Genomic DNA, 15,983 nt, shown 5'->3' on the forward strand with positions numbered 1-15,983 from the left:
CCGCGGCGGGGACGACGACCGCGGCGGGCGCCGCGACCACAAAGGACGCGGCGCCCAGGGCGGCGACGGACGGGGACCGGGACACGGGAGCGGCGGGGGCGCAGGCCGCCGCCCCTCCCCCGGTGCGGCAGTGGCCCGCGCTCGACCTGTTCGGCGTGGACTTCGACCCGGTGCTGGCCCGGCTCATGGACGAGGGGCCGATCACCCGGATCCAGTTGCCGAACGGTTCGGGCTGGGCGTGGCTGGTGACCCGCTACGACGACGTCAAGACGGTGACGAACGATCCCCGGTTCAGCCGGAAGCTGGTCGCCGAGCACGATGTCACCCGGCTGGCCCCGCACTTCATCCCGGTGGACGGGGCGGTCGGGTTCGAGGACCCGCCGGACCACACCAGGCTGAGGCGTGCCGTGGCGCCCGCGTTCACGACGAAGGGTGTGGAGCGGCTGCGCGAGAGCGCGCGGCGGATGCTGGACGAACTGGTCGAGGGGGTGCTGCGGGACGGTCCCCCGATGGACTTCACGGAGCGCCTGCTCGGGCCGTTCCCGCTCGCCGTGGTCTGCGAGCTGATGGGGGTGCCCGCCGCCGACCGGCCGCTGATGCACGAGTGGACCGGGCTGATCCTGTCGTCCGCGCAGGGGGTGGCGCGCAGCGAGCAGGCCAAGGAGTCGATGTGCGGCTACTTCGCCCGGATCGTGCGCGAGCGGCGCGGCACGGGCGGCGACGACGTCATCGGTCTGCTGTCGTCCGCCGTGGCGGCCGGGGAGATCACCGAGTCGGAGGCGGTGGGCCTGGCGCTGCTGATCCAGATCGGCGGCGAGGCGGTCACCAACAACACCGGCAACATGCTGTTCATCCTGCTCTCGCGGCCCGATCTGATGGAGCGGCTGCGCGCCGAGCCGGCCGTTCGTCCCCGTGCGATCGAGGAGCTGCTGCGCTACATCCCGCACCGCAGCGCGGTCGGACTGTCCCGTATCGCGCTGGAGGACATGACGGTCGCCGGGGTACGGATCAGGGCCGGCGAACCGGTGTACGTGTCCTATCTGGCGGCGAACCGGGACCCGGACGTCTTCCCGGATCCGGAGCGGCTGGACTTCGACCGGAGTCCCAACCCGCATGTGGCGTTCGGGCACGGGCCGCACTTCTGCGTGGGCGCGATGCTGGCCCGGCTGGAGTCGGAGCTGCTCGTCTCGGCGCTGGTGGACCGCTTCCCGGGGCTGCGGCTGGCGGTTCCCGCCGCCGAGGTCCCGTTCCGGCGCGGCGCGCTCATCCGCGGGCCCGAGTCCCTGCCGGTGACCTGGTGACCGCGCACCAGTCGGCCCCCGCGTCCCTGCTGGCCGAGGCGCCGGACGGTCTGCTGGTGCCGTCCGGCCACGGCCGGACGCTGAGCGCCCCGGCTCAGCAGGTGACGTTCAAGGTGACCGGGGAGCACTCGCGGGCCGCGTCGAGTTTCGAGGTCGTGGTGCCTCCTGGCTTCGACGTGGGCGCGCATGTGCACACCCGCAGCGAGGAGCTGTTCTACATCCTCGAAGGGGAGCTTGACGTGCTGGCCTTCGAGCCGCGCGTCCGTACCGGCGACGACTGGCGGGGCTGGGAGTCGCCGACGGGCCGGCGCAGTGTCCGGGCGACGCCCGGCACGGTGATCGTGGTACCGCCGGGCTGTCCCCACGCGTTCGCCAATCCGACCGACCGCCCGGCGAGGATGTTCTTCCAGGCGTCCCCTCCGCCGGACCACGAGCGGTACTTCGAGGAGTTGCTCGCGCTGCTGAAGGCCGGGGGCTCGCCCGATCACGCGGCCATCGCGGAACTCCGCTCGCGCTACGACATCGAGCAGCTGACGCCGATGCGACACGACGTACCGACCGGGTCGTGAGCGCCGGAGGCGGCGGTCCCGTCCGGATACGGACGGGGTCGCCGCCGCTCGACGCGTACGAAGCCCCGGCCGGGGCTACCGGTCGGGGTCTTCGTGTTTCGAGCGTCGGATCACAGCGTCGGATGACAGCGTCCGATCACACGGCTGCTCCTCGGCTCACGGGGTCGGCATGCCCCTGCGGCCACGGACGGCTCCGGCGCGGCGTTCCCTTGTGGCGGCCATGGCGGCGCCGAGCAGCAGGGCGACGGCACCGACGATGATGTTGTTGACCACGCTGCGGGTCGTGTCGACGTTCCCTGCCACGACCCAGGGGGAGATGATCGTCCATGCTCCGATGACCGTCGCGCACCAGGCCATGGCGTGTGTCCGTTCGTACGCGGAGCCGAACCCGCCCATGCACAGGACGTACGCGGCACCGACGATGAGGTTGCACACGGCGAGAGCCGTGAGACCGCTGAAGCCGGCGATCCACGGCGAAGCGGCCAGATAGAGACCCGTGAGCAGGCCGAGGGTCTCGATCGCCTGCGCGCGGGGTGTGCTCGTCGCCCGTTCGAACCGAGACCGCATCTCGGCAAGATCGGGGTGTTGCTCGATGCTCGTGTGGGTGGTCATTGCGGGCCCGCCTCCTGTAGAAGCCTTTATCCGCCCTTTATCCCCCATATAACGCCTACCGGCCCATTTTGGTCAACAGTGAATTTTTCAGCCTTGGACTGCCTCATCCGGGCGGCCCTGACCGCGGGCTCGACACCTCTCCGGCCTCCGGTCGTTGATCATCGGCACGGCCGACGGGCCGACGGCCGTGCCGATGATCGACGAATCGCCCACCCATCGAGCCGAGAGGGAACCATGCACCTCCGTACCGTCGCCATGGCAGCCGCCGCCGGGGCGCTGCTGACGGCCGCCGCGTCGAGCGCGCACGCCGCCACCCCCACCGCACGGCCCGACGACGACACCCGGACGGACGACCGGGTGGCGCTGATCCAGGGCAATACCCCGACCCCCTGGTCGGTGGTCGACTTCGCACTGACGGCCACACAGGAGTGACACCGGTGCGAACCCGGCATGAACCACAAGGTCGACACAGTGCGTGTTACCGCTGCGTTTCGGACGTGTTGCGCACCGCCGACCCGCACTGTTCTACGCATAGTGGACAGATGAACCACATGCGACTCACCGCCAAGGCCGCCCGGGGAACGGGGAATTGACCGACGGCACCGATAAGGAAGAGGCATTTCACGTCACTGCTTGAATAACAGACCAAACTGAAAAGCGACGCTGAATGTGCGTCAACAAGGGCTGCCAGGCAGGCTGTTCCGCACCGAACCGGAAAACGAGTGAGAGGTTCATACCCATGCGGACCCTGCTGAAGCGAAGCGCCGTGTACGGACTTGCCGCCACCGCCGCGATGACCGCCCTCGCACCGGGCGCCGCGGCCGCGACGCCGTCGCGGCTCTACGCGCCCTCCGCGCTCGTGCTCACCGTGAGCAAGGGCGAGACCGCCGCCACCGCGACGCCCCTGCGAGCGGTGACCCTCACCTGCGCCCCGGCGCCCGGCGGAACCCACCCCGCCCCTCAGGAGGCCTGTGACCGGCTGCGCGGGGTCGACGGCAACTTCGCGCAACTGCGCGACGACCAGCAGCGTATGTGCGTGAAGATCTACGACCCGGTCGTCGTCACCGCGCAGGGAGTGTGGGAGGGCCGGTGGGTCGACTTCCAGCGGACGTACGGAAACTCCTGCGTGATGCGGGCCGAGGCGACGAAGGTCTTCGCCTTCTGACCCTCGCACGCTCCGCGAAGGCCCCACGGCCCGCGCGGCTCCCGGGTGGACGCCTCCCCCCGCCCGGGGCCGCGCGGGCCGTTTCCGTTCCACCGCGCCCCCGCCGCCCCGTTCCGTCGTTCCCGCACGGTCCCCGACGGGTGTTCCGCCGGGCCGTCAAGGCTCATGACGTCGCAGAATGGGCACTGTTCGATGGAGCGGAATTCCGCGCCCGCCCATGACACCGCAGGGGGATCCGTGGACCTGGAAAGCGTGGCCGGGGAACTGTACGCGCTGCGGCCCGACGCTTTCACCGGCGCCCGGAATCAGCGTGCCGCCGAGGCCCGCGAGGCCGGCGACCGGGCGCTCGCCGACGCCGTTCAGGGGCTGCGCCGCCCCACGCTGGCGGCGTGGGCGAGCAATCTGCTCGTACGCGATCGGCCGGACGAGGCCCGGTCCCTGGTCGCCCTCGGCGAGAGCCTGCGCCGCGCCCATCGGGACCTCGACGGCGAACGGCTGCGCGAACTGGCCCGTCGGCAGCACGCCGTGGTCACCGCTCTGGCGCGGCAGGCACGGGAACTGGCGGCCGACGCCGGGCAGCCCGTGGGCGAGGGCGTCCAGCACGAGGTCGAGGCGACCCTGCACGCCGTCATCGCCGATCCGCGGGCGGCGGAGGAGTGGACGGCCGGCCGGCTGGCGAAACCCCTGACACCGCCCGTGGGCTTCGACGCGGCCGGCATCGACGCGTCGGCACTCGCCGCCCGGCCCCGGAGACGCCCGGCGGAGTCGGACGGAGCGGCGGAACCGGCGGCTGAACCGGCACGGCGGAAGAAGGCCGGGCGGGGCAAGGAGGTGAAGAAGGCCGAGGAGGCGCAGAAGGCCGAGGAGGCTGACGAGGCGGACCGGGCGGCACGGCGGGCGGTCGGCGCCGACCGGGCGCGGGAGGCGGCCCGCGAGGAGGCCGCGAACGCCGAGAGGGAGGCCGAGGCCCGCGAGGAGGACCTCCGCAGGGCGGATTCCGACCGGGAGCGCGCCGAGGGGGAGCTGCGCGAGGCCGAGCGGCGGGCGTCGGAGCTGGCAGAGCGGCTGGAGCGCGCCGAGGAGGTGCGGCGGGACCGCGCGGAGGCCGCCCGTGCGGCACGCGAACGGGCCCAGGATGCCGCGCGGGCGGCGCACCGGGCCCGTCGGCGGGCGCAGGACGCGGCGGCGCGTACCGGCTCGGCGCGGCCGGGCAGCTCGTCGACGCGCTGAGCGCCGACCGGGACCTGGCCGCCCGGACAGGGCACGTACGTCGAGCGGCGCGCGGGCGCACGCGGCAGGCGCGGCCCGTCAGCGCGGATCGTGACGGGCTTCGCCGCAGGGTCAGGCGGGAGCCGCCGGGGCCGCGGGCGCGGCCCGGAACTGCTGACGGTACGCCTCGTGCAGGTATCGGATCTTGATGCGCAGCGACCACGGGTCGATGGGTTTGGCCACGAGGTCGGCGGCACCCAGCTCCATCGCGTCGCGCGACAGCTGGGCGTCGATCCCCATGCCGGTCACCAGAATGACCGGAATCCGCCGGGTCTGTTCGAGTCCCTGCATGTAGTGCAGGACGTCGAGTCCGCTCACATCGGGCATGACGACGTCCAGGACGGTGACCGCGACGCCACCGCGCAGGACGGCTTTCAACGCCTCGTCTCCGCTTGTGGCCACCTCCAGCGGGTAGCCGAGAGGCGAGATGGCACTCTGCAGGGCGAAGAGGTTGTCCTCGTGGTCGTCGACCAGCAGAACCTTCTCACCAGCGGGCATGGTGTCTCACCTCCGCTCGGGGAGCCGGGGCCCGGCCGATGCCCGGCCCCACGTGTCCAGCATGCACTTCCCACGGCGCGAGCGGCAGATGCGGGCGAATACCGGCGGCCGGGTCCGGGCGCACGGTTTCGGCCGAGGGCCGTACGCCCGATCCGGAACCCGCCCCGGAACCCGGCTGGGACCCCGGGCGGTGCCCGGAGGGGGGCCGGTGCGGGGCCGGGACGGGGCCGGGTCCGGGTGGGGCTCAGCCGAGGACCCGGTCCAGCTCGGCGATCTCCTCGTCGTCGAACGGCGGCACGTCGAGCACACCCAGGTTCTGGTCGAGCTGGGCGACGCTGCTCGCGCCGATCAGCACCGAGGTGACCCGCGGGTCCCGCAGCACCCAGGCCAGTGCCAGCTGCGCGAGCGTCCGGCCCCCGTCGCTCGCGATCTTGTTCAGCCGGTGCAGCAGCGCGAGCTTCTCCTCGGTGAGGGCGTCCCGCTTGAGGAAGTGACCGACGGCCATCCGGGAGTCGGCGGGCACCCCGTTCAGATAGCGGTCGGTCAGCTGCCCCTGGGCCAGCGGCGAGAACGCGATGACGCCCGCTCCGGCCTTCGCGGACGCGGCGATCAGACCACTGCGCTCGATGCCCCGGTCGAGCATGCTGTACGGGTGCTGGTTGATCAGCAGCGGCGTGCCCAGGTCCTTGAGGACCTCCGCCGCCCGCACCATCTGCTCGGGGCTGTAGTTGGACAGGCCCGCGTAGAGGGCCTTGCCCTGGCGCACCGCGGTGTCCAGCGCGCCCATGGTCTCCTCGACGGGCGTGTCCGGGTCCGGCCGGTGGGAGTAGAAGACGTCGACGTAGTCGAGGCCCATGCGGGTCAGCGACTGGTCCAGGCTCGCCAGCAGGTACTTGCGCGAGCCGTACTCGCCGTACGGGCCCGGCCACATGTCGTAGCCCGCCTTGGTGGCGATGAACAGTTCGTCGCGGTACGGGCGGAAGTCCTGGGCGAAGAGCCTGCCGAAGTTCGCCTCGGCGCTGCCGTAGGGCGGTCCGTAGTTGTTGGCGAGGTCGAAGTGGGTCACGCCGCGGTCGAAGGCGCGCCGCAGCACGGCTCGCTGGGTCTCCAGCGGCGCGGTGTCACCGAAGTTGTGCCACAGGCCGAGCGACACCTGGGGCAGCAGTACGCCGCTGCGGCCGCAGCGCTCGTACCGCATGGTCGCGTAGCGGTCGTCGGCGGCGAGGTAGGGGGCCGGTCTCAAAGGATCTCCTGCGTGAGGGGGATGCGCGGGGGGACGCGCACCGGGCGATCAATCTAGGAAGCGGTACCCGGCCGGTCAATCGAATTGCCGCCGCTCAAGGACGGTATACGGTGCCGGGCTCGGGCTTCGCCGGAGCGAGCAGCTGCGGCACGGTCACGAAGGTGAAGCCGCGCTTCTTCAGCTCTTCGATGATGCCCGGCACGGCCGGCACCGTGCCGTCGTAGATGTCGTGCAGGAGGATGATGCCGTCCTTGTCGGCGCCGTCGAGCGTCCGCTGTCGTATCAGGTCGGAGTCGGTGGTCGCGTAGTCCTTGGCCGTGACGCTCCACAGGACCTGCGCCAGCCCGAGTTCACGGCTGACCTCGGAGACGGTGTCGTCGGTGCGGCCCTGCGGAGGGCGCATGAGGGTGGGTTTGCGGCCCGTCAGCCGCTCGATGGCGTCCTGCGTTCGGGACAGCTCCTCGCGTATCTCAGCGGGTTCGAGGTCCGTCAGGATGCGGTGCGTCCAGGTGTGGTTGGCCACCTCGTGACCTTCGGCGGCGATGCGGCGTACGACGTCGGGGTAGCGGTCGACGTGCTTTCTTCCGAGGAGGAAGAAGGTGGCCGGGACCTTCTCCGCCTTGAGGATGTCGAGGAGCTTCGGCGTGTCCTCGCCCGGGCCGGCGTCGAAGGTCAGGGCTATGCACTTCACCGTGCGGCAGTCGACAGCGCCCGTCTCACCCTTGGCGTCCTCCCTGGCGCTCCCGGGGTCGACCGTGTCGACGGAGCAGCCGCCGAGCGTGAGGACGAGCGAGACCATCGCCGTCAGACAGACGGCGGCCCTGCCCGTGCGGGCTCGGCGTTCGGTGGACTTCTTCCCCAACGGCATGGTGCGGCTCGCTTTCGCGGTGGAGCGGTGAACACGTCGGTCGAACGTGCGAGCAGCACTCTACACAGGGTGTATACACATGGTGAATACTGGGCTGGACCGCCGCCCTGGACCCACACTGACCCCCACTGACCCACACTGGGGGCCTACCCGTGGACGTTTTTCACCGCATCATCAGGGAAACCGGGTGCATATGGTGCAAATCGGATACACGATGATGACCGAGCAAGCGGGACCCCGCGCCCTGGTCGACCATGTCGTCCAGGCCGAGGAGGCCGGGTTCGACTTCTCCGTCACGTCCGACCACTACTTCCCGTGGCTCCGTTCGCAGGGACACTCCCCCTACGCGTGGGCCGTGCTCGGCGCTGCCGCCCAGGCCACCTCCCGCATCCCCCTGATGACCTACGTCACCTGCCCGACGATGCGGTACCACCCGGCCGTCGTCGCCCAGAAGGCCGCCACGCTCCAGTTGCTGTCGGAGGGGCGGTTCCGGCTGGGGCTGGGCTCGGGCGAGAACCTCAACGAGCATGTGACGGGCGGCGGCTGGCCCGGCGTCGACGTGCGCCACGAGATGCTGGAGGAGGCGGTCGAGATCATTCGCGCGCTCTTCGGCGGGCGTCACGTCAACCACCGCGGCACGCACTTCGACGTCGAGTCGGCGCGGCTGTGGGACGTGCCGGAGCAGCCCGTGCCGATCGGCATCGCCGTGTCCGGCGAACGGTCGTGCGCGCTCGCCGGCCGTCTCGCCGACCTGGTCATCGCGACCGATCCGGAGGCGGAGCTGCTCGCCTCGTTCGACCGCCACGGCGGGCAGGGCAAGCCGCGGGTGGGTCAGCTCCCCGTCTGCTACGACCCGGACAAGGACGCGGCGATACGGCGGGCCCACGACCAGTTCCGGTGGTTCGGGCTCGGCTGGAAGGTCAACGCGGAGCTGCCGCACCCCGACTCGTTCGACCGGGCATCGGCGTCCGTCCGGACCGAGGACGTCGCCGGCTCCATCCCGTGCGGCGACGACCCGGACGACTTCGTGGCCGCGGTGAAGCCGTACGCCGACGCCGGATTCACCGAGATCGCCCTCGTCCAGATCGGCGGCGATACGCAACCCGCGTTCCTGGACTGGTCGGCGAAGGCCCTGCTGCCCGCCCTCCGTGACGCGCTGGACTGAACGGACGGGGACCGGACCGGCGAGGACCGAACGGACGAGGGCCTGACGGACGAGGACCGAACGGACCGGGCGGGCTGGACCGAGCCGGGTCCGCGTGGTCCCCCCGGGCCCCGTGCCCCAGGAGGACCACACGGACCGACGCGGACGCCCGGAACCGGGCCGGCCGTCCGCTCACCGGGCGGCCGTCCGCTCACCGGGCCGCCGTCCGCTGACGCGGCACGCGCACCGTCCGTGAACCGTCAGCGCGATGCGAGCAGCAGTCGTGACTCCTTCTCGTGCTCTCCCGACACGGACTGCGTCGAGCGCACATCGAAGATCCGGGCGAGCGCCTTCTCCACCTCGTCCACCGCGTGCTGGCCGCCCGTCAGCAGGGCGGTGACCGGTGTGGTGAGCCGGTGAGCCCGCCCGGCGGCAGGCTCCTCACCCGACCGGGCGGACCCGGTGGAACTGTCGAACGTCGCCACCCACACCGTCGGCTCACGCCCGCCCGACGCCCCGGCGGTCGCCGCCGCGGCCGGGCCGGGCGCGGCCTCGTCGCACGCGGCGAATACATGGTCGAGTGCGTCGAACACCGTATGGGCGTCCTCTCGTCCGCACTCGCTGAGCTGGACGCTCACATCGCAGTCGGAGGGGTGGTTGGTCGTCCCTGTGCTTCCCACGTCGCTCCACTCCTTGTTTCCCTGGGCCTTCGTTCCCTCGGGCCGTCCGTACCGCCACGCGGACGGATACCGCGCTTCGGCTCCCTCAATCAGGATCGGCCCTCCGGCCGGGATCGCCACCGACGCGTTTGCGGAGGAGTCCACCTGGTACGAGGGTGAGGATGACACCAGGGGGGACCGTGAGGAGAGACCATGCCCGCAGGATCCAGCCCCAAGCGTGAACGGCAGTACGAACACATCAAGGAGAGCTCGAAGAAGCGCGGTGCGAGCGACAAGCGGTCCGAGGAGATCGCCGCGCGGACGGTGAACAAGGAGCGGGCGCGCTCCGGTGAGTCCAAGTCCGCGAGCAAGAGCTCGACGCAGGGCTCGTCCCCGTCGAAGCGCGGCGGACAGCGCTCGTCCGGAGGCTCGAAGGGCACCACGTACGACGAGTTGTACGCCGAGGCGAAGCGGCGCGACATCCCCGGGCGCTCATCCATGAACAAGGCGGAGCTGCAGCGCAAGCTCGGCAAGTGACCCGGCCGGGGGACGGGCGTCGCCTCGACCGTCGTGCCCTCCCCGGCGACCGGCCTTCGGCCGTCGGCCTTCCGACGGTCGCTAGCCGTTGGTGCGGCCGAACGGGCTGCGGTCGAGGTGTGCCAGGAGGTCGGCGGGGTCATCGAAGATCGCGGCGGCTCCCGCCTCCGTCAGGTCCGCCCGGGGGATGCCGCCGCACAGCAGGCCCACACAGGTGACGCCCGCACGGGTACCGGCCCGCATGTCCCACACCGTGTCGCCGACGAACACGGCGTTCCCGGCTGTCGCCCCGGCCAGCTCCAGCGCCCGTCGCACCGGCTCGGGCGCGGGCTTGCCGGCCGCAACGTCGTCGGCGCTCGCGGTGGCGGTGATCGCGTCGTCCGCGTCGATGGCCCGGCGCAGGGCGGACAGCTCGGCACCTCCGGCGGAGGTCGCGAGCACGATCGTCCAGCCCTGCCCGGCCAGCGTCCTCAGTAGCCGGCCCGCGTCGCGGAAGGCGGGCAGCCGCTCGAACCAGGTGCCGTAGAGCGTCTTGTGCGCGGCGCTCAGCGCGTCGTCGCCGCTCCGGTCCCGGCCGCCACCGTCACCACCACCGCCACCGCTGCCGTCCCCGTCGCCGTCGAGCAGGTGCTCGATCAGGTCGTGCGCGCCGAGGCCGACGGCACGGTGGACGGCGTGCATGGGCACGTCGTGGCCCGCCTGGCGCAGGGCCTCCCACCAGGTGACGACGTGGAGGTGGTTGGTGTCCACCAGGGTGCCGTCCACATCGAAGACCGCAGCGCGCTTCATGGTCGTCGTCTCCTTCACGATGCTCGGCGGTTCAGCCTTCGACACCGGTCGATGCGTGTGCGGCACCGACCGGCTTCGACTCGGGTGACCCGCGCTGACGGAGGTACACCGAGAGGATCGCCATGGAGCCGACGGCGAGCAGCTCGGACTGCCAGTTCTGCAGGGTCCGGCTCCAGAAGTCGGCCGTACCGAGGTACTCCGACCAGCTGACGGGCGCCTGGAGATTGCCCAGCCGCTCCTCGCTGTACGCGGCGGCGCCGGTGACGGACTGCGCGAACCAGGAGCCGATGAAGATGAGGAACATGACCGTGCCGAGCGACCGTGAGTACAGACCCAGGCGGAGCCCCCTCGCGGCCGCCCAGCGCGGTGAGTCGGCGCGCGCGTGCTCGGCCACGCGCTGGTCCTCGTCGGACTCCAGGCCCACCTTGTGCATCTCCTTCGACTCGGGTGAGCCGCGCTGGAGCAGCCAGACGGTGCAGAAGAGATAGAGGAAGAACTGGAGGTACTCCGACTGCCAGTTCTCGGTGACGTCGACGGCGAAGTGGGACGTCGTCATGTAGCGGAGCAGATCGACCGGCTCGGCTCCCACGGCGAGGCCCGTCGCACAGACCGGCCCGTCGGTCTCGACCAGTTCCTCGCGGGTCGCGGGGGCGAGGAGGCGGCAGGCGGCGGCGAAGTCTCCGGCCTGTGTCCGCGCGGCGAACCGGGCGGCGGCCGAGGACACGGCGCGGGTCTCGCTCTGCGGTACGGAACAGCCGGCCAAGGCCACCCGCGGCCGGGAGCAGGACCGTGACGAGGGGGGTGGCACGCACGCGGCACGGCTCCTTTCCGCACGCGCGACGCGGGCGTGGGCTTTCCGGTGTCACCTGGTGTCACGGGCATGCCCGGAGGTGCGCGTACGAGCATGGGCGCCGCGGCCGGGCCGGTCACGTTCCGGGGGCGCGACACCCGGAGAAATCCTTCGGGTGACGTAGCGGCCGATGGAGTCGTTCGGCGGGGGTACTGGGAAGGGGACGCGGACACGGGCCGCGGAGAGGTGTCGCGGGAGGCCGGGATGCGGAACGGTGAGGACGGCGGGTCCAGTGCCGAGGGCGGTCTGCGCCGGGGCCGGCACGAAACGCCCGAGGAACGCGCGGACCGGCAGTGGGGCGAGCTGGTCCAGGAGATCCGGGTCGCCCAGACGGGTGTGCAGATCCTGTTCGGTTTCCTGCTGACGGTGGTGTTCGCTCCCCGGTTCGCCGAGCTGCCGGACACGGACCGGGCGATCTACATCACGACGGTGGTACTCGGTGCCGCGGCGACGGGTGCGCTGATCGGGCCGGTGTCCTTCCACCGGATCGTGTCGGGGCGGCGGATCAAGCCGCAGACGGTGGTGTGGGCGTCCCGGCTGACGTTCACCGGGCTGGTGCTGCTGCTGGCCACCATGATCTCGGCGCTGTTCCTGGTGCTGCGCGTGGCGACCCACGACGGGTTCGTGCCGTGGCTCATCGCGGGCGTGGCGCTGTGGTACCTGCTGTGCTGGTTCGTCCTGCCGCTGTGGGCCCGCCACCGCTACACGACCCGGGACTGATCGCCCGGTGCGCCGAGCGCCAGGACCCGCTCGACGGTGTCGGCCTCCTCGGCGCGCTTGTCGGGGCGGTGCCGCAGCACGCGGGCGAAGCGCAGCGTGACCCCGGCGGGGTAGCGCGGCGAGCGCTGGATCCCGTCGAAGGCGATCTCGACGACGAGTTCCGGCCGCACTCGTACGGTGAATCCGTCGTCGTCCACGGCGAGCTCCCGCAGCCGGTCCGTCTGCCAGCCGAGCATGGCGTCCGTGAGCCCCTTGAACGTCTTGCCGAGCATGACGTACGTGCCGTCGGCCGCCCTGGCCCCGAGGTGGAGGTTGGAGAGCAGGCCGGTACGGCGGCCATGGCCCCATTCGGCGGCGAGGACGACGAGGTCCAGTGTGTGGACCGGTTTCACCTTGAGCCAGGAGCGGCCCCGCCGGCCGGCGCTGTACGTCGCGTCGAGGCCCTTCACCATGACGCCCTCGTGGCCCCGGCTCAGGGTCTCGGCGAAGAACGCCTCGGCCGCCCTCACCTGTCCCGGCTCGGCGGGGTCGGCGACCACGGTTCGGCGCACCCGCTGCGGTTCCGGCACGAGCCGCGCGAGGGCCTCGTACCGCTCGTGGCCGGGCAGATCGAGCAGTACGGCGCCTTCGGCGGCCAGTACGTCGAAGAACACCGGCGACACCGGCAGCGCGGCCGCCGCGGTCGCCACGTCGACCCGGGACCCCACGCGTGAGGCGACGTCCTGGAACGCCACCGGGCGGCCTTCCGCGTCCAGCGCGATGACTTCCCCGTCCAGGACGAACGGGTCGCCGGGCAGCCGGAGTGCGGCGGCGCCGATCTCGGGCAGCCGGTCGGTGATGTCGTCCAGCGAGCGGGTGTAGACACGGACCTCGTCGCCCGAGCGATGCACCTGGACGCGGATGCCGTCCAGTTTCTCCTCCACGGCGCACGGGCCGAGCGCGGCGATCGCGTCCCGCACGCTCCTGGCCGTGTGGGCGAGCATGGGCTGCACCGGGCTGCCCACCCGCAGCCGGAACCGTTCCAGCGCGGCCGGCCCCTCGGCCAGCAGTGCTCGCGCGACCCGGGGAAGTGACCCTTCGAGCATCACGGCGCGCCGTACGTCCCCGGCGGGCGCCGACGCCGCCTTGGCGACGCCCTCCAGAGCGATCGCGTCCAGCGCTCCCTGCCGGACGTCGCCGGCCAGCAGCGGCAGCAGGAACCGTTGCTCCGGCGCGGTGGCGGCGGCCATCAGGTCCCGCACCAGCCGCCGGCGCGCCGCCTGGGATCCGGGGCCGGAGACCCCGGCGAGAGCCGTCAGGGCCGCGTCCGTGTCGGCGACGGTCAGCGTGGCGTGCTCGGCCGGCGGCACCGGCTCCTTGAGCGTGCTCCACCCGATCCCGATCCGCCCCTGCGGGAGCCGCCCCGCGAGATAGGCGATGACCAGCGGCGCTTCCTCGGGCGAGGCCGCTCCGAAGAGATCGGCGAGCGCGGCGATCTTCCGTGAGCGCGCCGATGTGGCGGCGACCTGGGCGGACACGTCCGCGAGGCGGGCCAGCAGCATGCCGCCATGGTGCACGCCTCCCGGCCGGCCCGCACCTGGACCCGTCCCCGTGACTCACGCCAGCTCGCGTACCTCCAGATAGATCTCCTGTTCCGTTCGCAGTCCCACGGAGAACCCGGGCCGGCCGCCGGGCGGTGCGGTGGCCGGGAAGTGTCCTTCGACGGTCTCCGTGCCGGACAGCCGGTCCTCCGGCGTGTCGCGCCGCCCCCGGAAGACCACCGGCGCCGCGGTGGCGAACTCCTCCCGGAAGAACTTCCCCAGCGTGGCCGCGTCGTCCGGCAGGGGCTGGCCCTGGTCGTCCTTGCCGGTCCCGGGCACCACTGTGGCGACCAGGACATGATCGAAGCTCGGGCGGGTGGTGATGGCGTGCGCCAGGTACAGGCGGCCGCCCCGCCCGAAGCAGAGGTACGTCAGCACACCGGGCTCGGCGGCGTACGCGTTCACGTCGAGCACCGAGTGGTACACCACGTGCCGCACATCGGCCACGGCTCTCGGGGCCAGGGGCGGTCTCGTGCCGCCCTTGCGCTCGAAGTGGCCGCAGAAGACCTTGCCCTTCAGGGTGGTCCCCACGGGGTCGCCTCCCGCCGGATCGAGGTCGGCGAGCGGGAACACCACGGGGTCGAAGGTGTCGTACCCCTCCCCGGGGACGCCGTGCCGGTGGGCGGCCAGCGCGGTGCGCGTGGCGTCGTCGAACCGCACGTCGACGACGGCCTGGACGTTGTGGGGCTTGTCGAACATCGCCAGGTGCGACAGGTAGGACGCCTCCTCGTCCCCGAAGAGCAGCATCCCGTGCCTGCCGGTGGTGTCACCATGGCCGTGGCCGTGGCCGTGGCCGTTTCCGTGGCCGTGGCCGTGGCCGTTTCCGTGAGTGTCGTGCCCTGGCTGATCCGTCATGGCCGTCTCCCTTCCTCGTCCTCGCCGGTCCTTCCTCGTCTTCACGGTGGATCTCTGGTCAGGGGCGGCGCACCGGGGGCATGCCGCCATGGTGCGCGCTCCCGGCCCGCCGCGCACCCGGAGCCGGGCCCGGGACGGCGCGCGGGTCCGCCGGCTGCCGCCACGCCGGGAGACGTCCAGTCACAGGTCTCCCTTCATTCACTCAACTGCCCTACCGTTCAGTCGACTTGACAGACCCGTCGACGAAGGGCCAGGGCTCATGGGGAAGTTGTCGCGTACCGTACTGACGGCCGTCACGGCCGGGGCGCTGGCCCTCGGGCTCGCTCCCGCCGAGGCCGTGTCCGCCGATGCGGCGTCCCTCGATCCCGGGCAGCTCGCGTACTCGGACTCGACGTGGGTGGGCGTCCACAACGCGTACGAGAAGGCGAAGTACCCCTACTTCGCCGACGCGCTGGACTCGGGCGCCGGCATGCTGGAGATCGACGTCTGGACGAATGCGTTCGGCAGGTCCTGGCGGGTCTCGCACAGCAACCCGTTCGGCAACGACAACAACTGCGAGAACGCGGCCACCGCCGCCGAGTTGCGCACCAGGTCCAGGAACCAGGATCTCGGCGGCTGTCTCGCCGACATCAAGGCATGGCACGACGCGCATCCCGGTCATCGGCCGATCCTCCTCAAGATCGAGCTCAAGGACGGTTTCCAGGGCCGCAACGGCCGTGGTCCCGCCGAGCTCGACGCGTTGCTCTCCGCGCGGCTCGGCGACGCGCTGTTCCGCCCGGCCGATCTGGTCCGGGGTCGGGCGGACCTGGACACGGCCGTACGCGCCGACGGCTGGCCGGCCCGCTCCGCGATGGCCGGGAAGTTCGTGGTCGAGCTGATCCCGGGCACCGTCGAGGAGGACAACCCGGCGGACTCGCTGTGGACCGACCGCGAGTACGCGACGCATCTGCGGGACCTGGCCGCCGCCGGGCGGCTGCGGGAGGCCGCCGCGTTCCCGGCCGTGCATCACGCGCAGGCGGGCGATCCGCGAGTGCGGTACGCGGACGCCGGTATACGACCCTGGTTCGTCGTCTTCGACGGTGACGCCTCCGCCTACGCGGGGGGCTCCATCGACACCGCCTGGTACGACCAGCGGCACTACCTGGTCGTCATGACGGACGCCCACAAGGTGGCGCCCGCCATCGACGGGACCCGGCCGACCGAGCAGCAGGCGCGCGATCGCGTCGGTCTGCTGGCGGGGCGGCACGCGAGCGTGGTGTCGGCGGACTGGTATCCGCTGCCGAACGTCCTGGCGTCGGTCGTGGCCCGGGGCGGCGCATAGCAG

18 protein-coding genes are annotated in these 15,983 nt (G+C 71.9%); 9 read left to right on the top strand and 9 right to left on the bottom strand.

Annotated features, from left to right (window positions below; translation table 11 throughout):
• Positions 1-122: 122 nt before the first annotated feature.
• The gene (locus tag ACGF5U_RS28160; protein WP_392716631.1) at positions 123-1,301 is read left to right on the top strand and encodes a cytochrome P450; all 1,179 of its coding nucleotides are present in this window, start codon (positions 123-125) and stop codon (positions 1,299-1,301) included.
• Entirely contained in the window at positions 1,298-1,870 is a 573-nt protein-coding gene (locus ACGF5U_RS28165; RefSeq protein ID WP_392716472.1) for a cupin domain-containing protein, read from the top strand. The genes ACGF5U_RS28160 and ACGF5U_RS28165 overlap by 4 nt, the downstream gene beginning before the upstream one ends.
• A 156-nt stretch (positions 1,871-2,026) precedes the next feature.
• On the opposite strand, the gene ACGF5U_RS28170 is transcribed toward ACGF5U_RS28165, so the two are convergent.
• Positions 2,027-2,482, bottom strand: coding sequence for an SPW repeat protein (locus tag ACGF5U_RS28170; protein ID WP_392716474.1), 456 nt, complete (start codon positions 2,480-2,482; stop codon positions 2,027-2,029).
• Positions 2,483-2,716: 234 nt separating this feature from the next.
• On the opposite strand from ACGF5U_RS28170, the gene ACGF5U_RS28175 reads away from it, so the two are divergent.
• From ACGF5U_RS28175 to ACGF5U_RS28185, 3 genes are all read left to right on the top strand, one after another.
• Positions 2,717-2,914, top strand: a complete 198-nt coding sequence (locus ACGF5U_RS28175; protein WP_392716476.1) for a hypothetical protein — start codon at positions 2,717-2,719, stop codon at positions 2,912-2,914.
• Positions 2,915-3,221: 307 nt separating this feature from the next.
• Positions 3,222-3,647 (top strand): subtilase-type protease inhibitor, encoded by a 426-nt coding sequence (locus ACGF5U_RS28180; protein WP_392716478.1) that lies wholly within the window; start codon positions 3,222-3,224, stop codon positions 3,645-3,647.
• Positions 3,648-3,884: 237 nt separating this feature from the next.
• Positions 3,885-4,877 carry a hypothetical protein gene (locus ACGF5U_RS28185; protein WP_392716480.1) on the top strand — a complete coding sequence of 331 codons (993 nt, stop codon included), beginning with the start codon at positions 3,885-3,887 and terminating at the stop codon, positions 4,875-4,877.
• A 111-nt stretch (positions 4,878-4,988) separates the two neighbouring features.
• On the opposite strand, the gene ACGF5U_RS28190 is transcribed toward ACGF5U_RS28185, so the two are convergent.
• The 3 genes from ACGF5U_RS28190 to ACGF5U_RS28200 all read right to left on the bottom strand — a co-directional run bounded on the left by ACGF5U_RS28190 (position 4,989) and on the right by ACGF5U_RS28200 (position 7,456).
• On the bottom strand, positions 4,989-5,414 hold the full coding sequence (locus ACGF5U_RS28190) for a two-component system response regulator (protein WP_392716482.1): 426 nt from the start codon (positions 5,412-5,414) through the stop codon (positions 4,989-4,991).
• 244 nt (positions 5,415-5,658) lie between these two features.
• Positions 5,659-6,612 (bottom strand): aldo/keto reductase, encoded by a 954-nt coding sequence (locus ACGF5U_RS28195; protein WP_392716633.1) that lies wholly within the window; start codon positions 6,610-6,612, stop codon positions 5,659-5,661.
• Positions 6,613-6,751: 139 nt separating this feature from the next.
• Positions 6,752-7,456 carry a polysaccharide deacetylase family protein gene (locus ACGF5U_RS28200; protein ID WP_392716635.1) on the bottom strand — a complete coding sequence of 235 codons (705 nt, stop codon included), beginning with the start codon at positions 7,454-7,456 and terminating at the stop codon, positions 6,752-6,754.
• Positions 7,457-7,718: 262 nt separating this feature from the next.
• On the opposite strand from ACGF5U_RS28200, the gene ACGF5U_RS28205 reads away from it, so the two are divergent.
• Positions 7,719-8,690, top strand: a complete 972-nt coding sequence (locus ACGF5U_RS28205) for an LLM class F420-dependent oxidoreductase (RefSeq protein WP_392716484.1) — start codon at positions 7,719-7,721, stop codon at positions 8,688-8,690.
• Positions 8,691-8,929: 239 nt separating this feature from the next.
• Here ACGF5U_RS28205 and ACGF5U_RS28210 read toward each other — a convergent pair whose 3' ends face one another.
• The gene (locus tag ACGF5U_RS28210) at positions 8,930-9,349 is read right to left on the bottom strand and encodes a hypothetical protein (protein ID WP_392716486.1); all 420 of its coding nucleotides are present in this window, start codon (positions 9,347-9,349) and stop codon (positions 8,930-8,932) included.
• Between the two features lie 192 nt (positions 9,350-9,541).
• On the opposite strand from ACGF5U_RS28210, the gene ACGF5U_RS28215 reads away from it, so the two are divergent.
• The gene (locus tag ACGF5U_RS28215) at positions 9,542-9,865 is read left to right on the top strand and encodes a plasmid stabilization protein (protein ID WP_392716488.1); all 324 of its coding nucleotides are present in this window, start codon (positions 9,542-9,544) and stop codon (positions 9,863-9,865) included.
• 81 nt (positions 9,866-9,946) lie between these two features.
• On the opposite strand, the gene ACGF5U_RS28220 is transcribed toward ACGF5U_RS28215, so the two are convergent.
• Together ACGF5U_RS28220 and ACGF5U_RS28225 are read right to left on the bottom strand one after the other, a co-directional pair.
• Entirely contained in the window at positions 9,947-10,654 is a 708-nt protein-coding gene (locus ACGF5U_RS28220; protein ID WP_392716490.1) for an HAD family hydrolase, read from the bottom strand.
• A gap of 31 nt (positions 10,655-10,685) precedes the next feature.
• Entirely contained in the window at positions 10,686-11,285 is a 600-nt protein-coding gene (locus ACGF5U_RS28225; protein ID WP_392716637.1) for a DUF6766 family protein, read from the bottom strand.
• A 423-nt stretch (positions 11,286-11,708) separates the two neighbouring features.
• Here ACGF5U_RS28225 and ACGF5U_RS28230 point away from each other — a divergent pair, with 423 nt between their 5' ends.
• Entirely contained in the window at positions 11,709-12,224 is a 516-nt protein-coding gene (locus ACGF5U_RS28230) for a DUF6328 family protein (protein WP_392716492.1), read from the top strand.
• Here the strand turns inward: ACGF5U_RS28230 and ACGF5U_RS28235 are convergent.
• Positions 12,206-13,765, bottom strand: coding sequence for an ATP-dependent DNA ligase (locus ACGF5U_RS28235; protein WP_392716494.1), 1,560 nt, complete (start codon positions 13,763-13,765; stop codon positions 12,206-12,208). The genes ACGF5U_RS28230 and ACGF5U_RS28235 overlap by 19 nt on opposite strands.
• A gap of 54 nt (positions 13,766-13,819) precedes the next feature.
• Entirely contained in the window at positions 13,820-14,659 is an 840-nt protein-coding gene (locus tag ACGF5U_RS28240) for a hypothetical protein (protein ID WP_392716496.1), read from the bottom strand.
• A 259-nt stretch (positions 14,660-14,918) separates the two neighbouring features.
• Between ACGF5U_RS28240 and ACGF5U_RS28245 the strand changes: the two genes are divergently transcribed.
• Entirely contained in the window at positions 14,919-15,980 is a 1,062-nt protein-coding gene (locus ACGF5U_RS28245) for a phosphatidylinositol-specific phospholipase C domain-containing protein (RefSeq protein ID WP_392716498.1), read from the top strand.
• The last annotated feature ends 3 nt before the right edge of the window (positions 15,981-15,983 follow it).

The sequence above is a fragment of the Streptomyces sp. NPDC047886 genome, assembly GCF_043204435.1.
In the GTDB taxonomy this organism is placed as follows: Bacteria; Actinomycetota; Actinomycetes; order Streptomycetales; family Streptomycetaceae; genus Streptomyces.

Excerpts from the sequence above, each read along its gene's own strand:
- ACGF5U_RS28190 (WP_392716482.1), bottom strand. The coding sequence starts at position 5,414 with ATGCCCGCTGGTGAGAAGGTTCTGCTGGTCGACGACCACGAGGACAAC.
- ACGF5U_RS28175 (WP_392716476.1), top strand. The coding sequence starts at position 2,717 with ATGCACCTCCGTACCGTCGCCATGGCAGCCGCCGCCGGGGCGCTGCTG.
- ACGF5U_RS28230 (WP_392716492.1), top strand. The coding sequence starts at position 11,709 with ATGCGGAACGGTGAGGACGGCGGGTCCAGTGCCGAGGGCGGTCTGCGC.
- ACGF5U_RS28195 (WP_392716633.1), bottom strand. The coding sequence starts at position 6,612 with ATGCGGTACGAGCGCTGCGGCCGCAGCGGCGTACTGCTGCCCCAGGTG.
- ACGF5U_RS28245 (WP_392716498.1), top strand. The coding sequence starts at position 14,919 with ATGGGGAAGTTGTCGCGTACCGTACTGACGGCCGTCACGGCCGGGGCG.
- ACGF5U_RS28205 (WP_392716484.1), top strand. The coding sequence starts at position 7,719 with ATGGTGCAAATCGGATACACGATGATGACCGAGCAAGCGGGACCCCGC.
- ACGF5U_RS28215 (WP_392716488.1), top strand. The coding sequence starts at position 9,542 with ATGCCCGCAGGATCCAGCCCCAAGCGTGAACGGCAGTACGAACACATC.
- ACGF5U_RS28200 (WP_392716635.1), bottom strand. The coding sequence starts at position 7,456 with ATGGTCTCGCTCGTCCTCACGCTCGGCGGCTGCTCCGTCGACACGGTC.
- ACGF5U_RS28170 (WP_392716474.1), bottom strand. The coding sequence starts at position 2,482 with ATGACCACCCACACGAGCATCGAGCAACACCCCGATCTTGCCGAGATG.
- ACGF5U_RS28180 (WP_392716478.1), top strand. The coding sequence starts at position 3,222 with ATGCGGACCCTGCTGAAGCGAAGCGCCGTGTACGGACTTGCCGCCACC.
- ACGF5U_RS28240 (WP_392716496.1), bottom strand. The coding sequence starts at position 14,659 with ATGACGGATCAGCCAGGGCACGACACTCACGGAAACGGCCACGGCCAC.
- ACGF5U_RS28220 (WP_392716490.1), bottom strand. The coding sequence starts at position 10,654 with ATGAAGCGCGCTGCGGTCTTCGATGTGGACGGCACCCTGGTGGACACC.
- ACGF5U_RS28235 (WP_392716494.1), bottom strand. The coding sequence starts at position 13,765 with ATGCTGCTGGCCCGCCTCGCGGACGTGTCCGCCCAGGTCGCCGCCACA.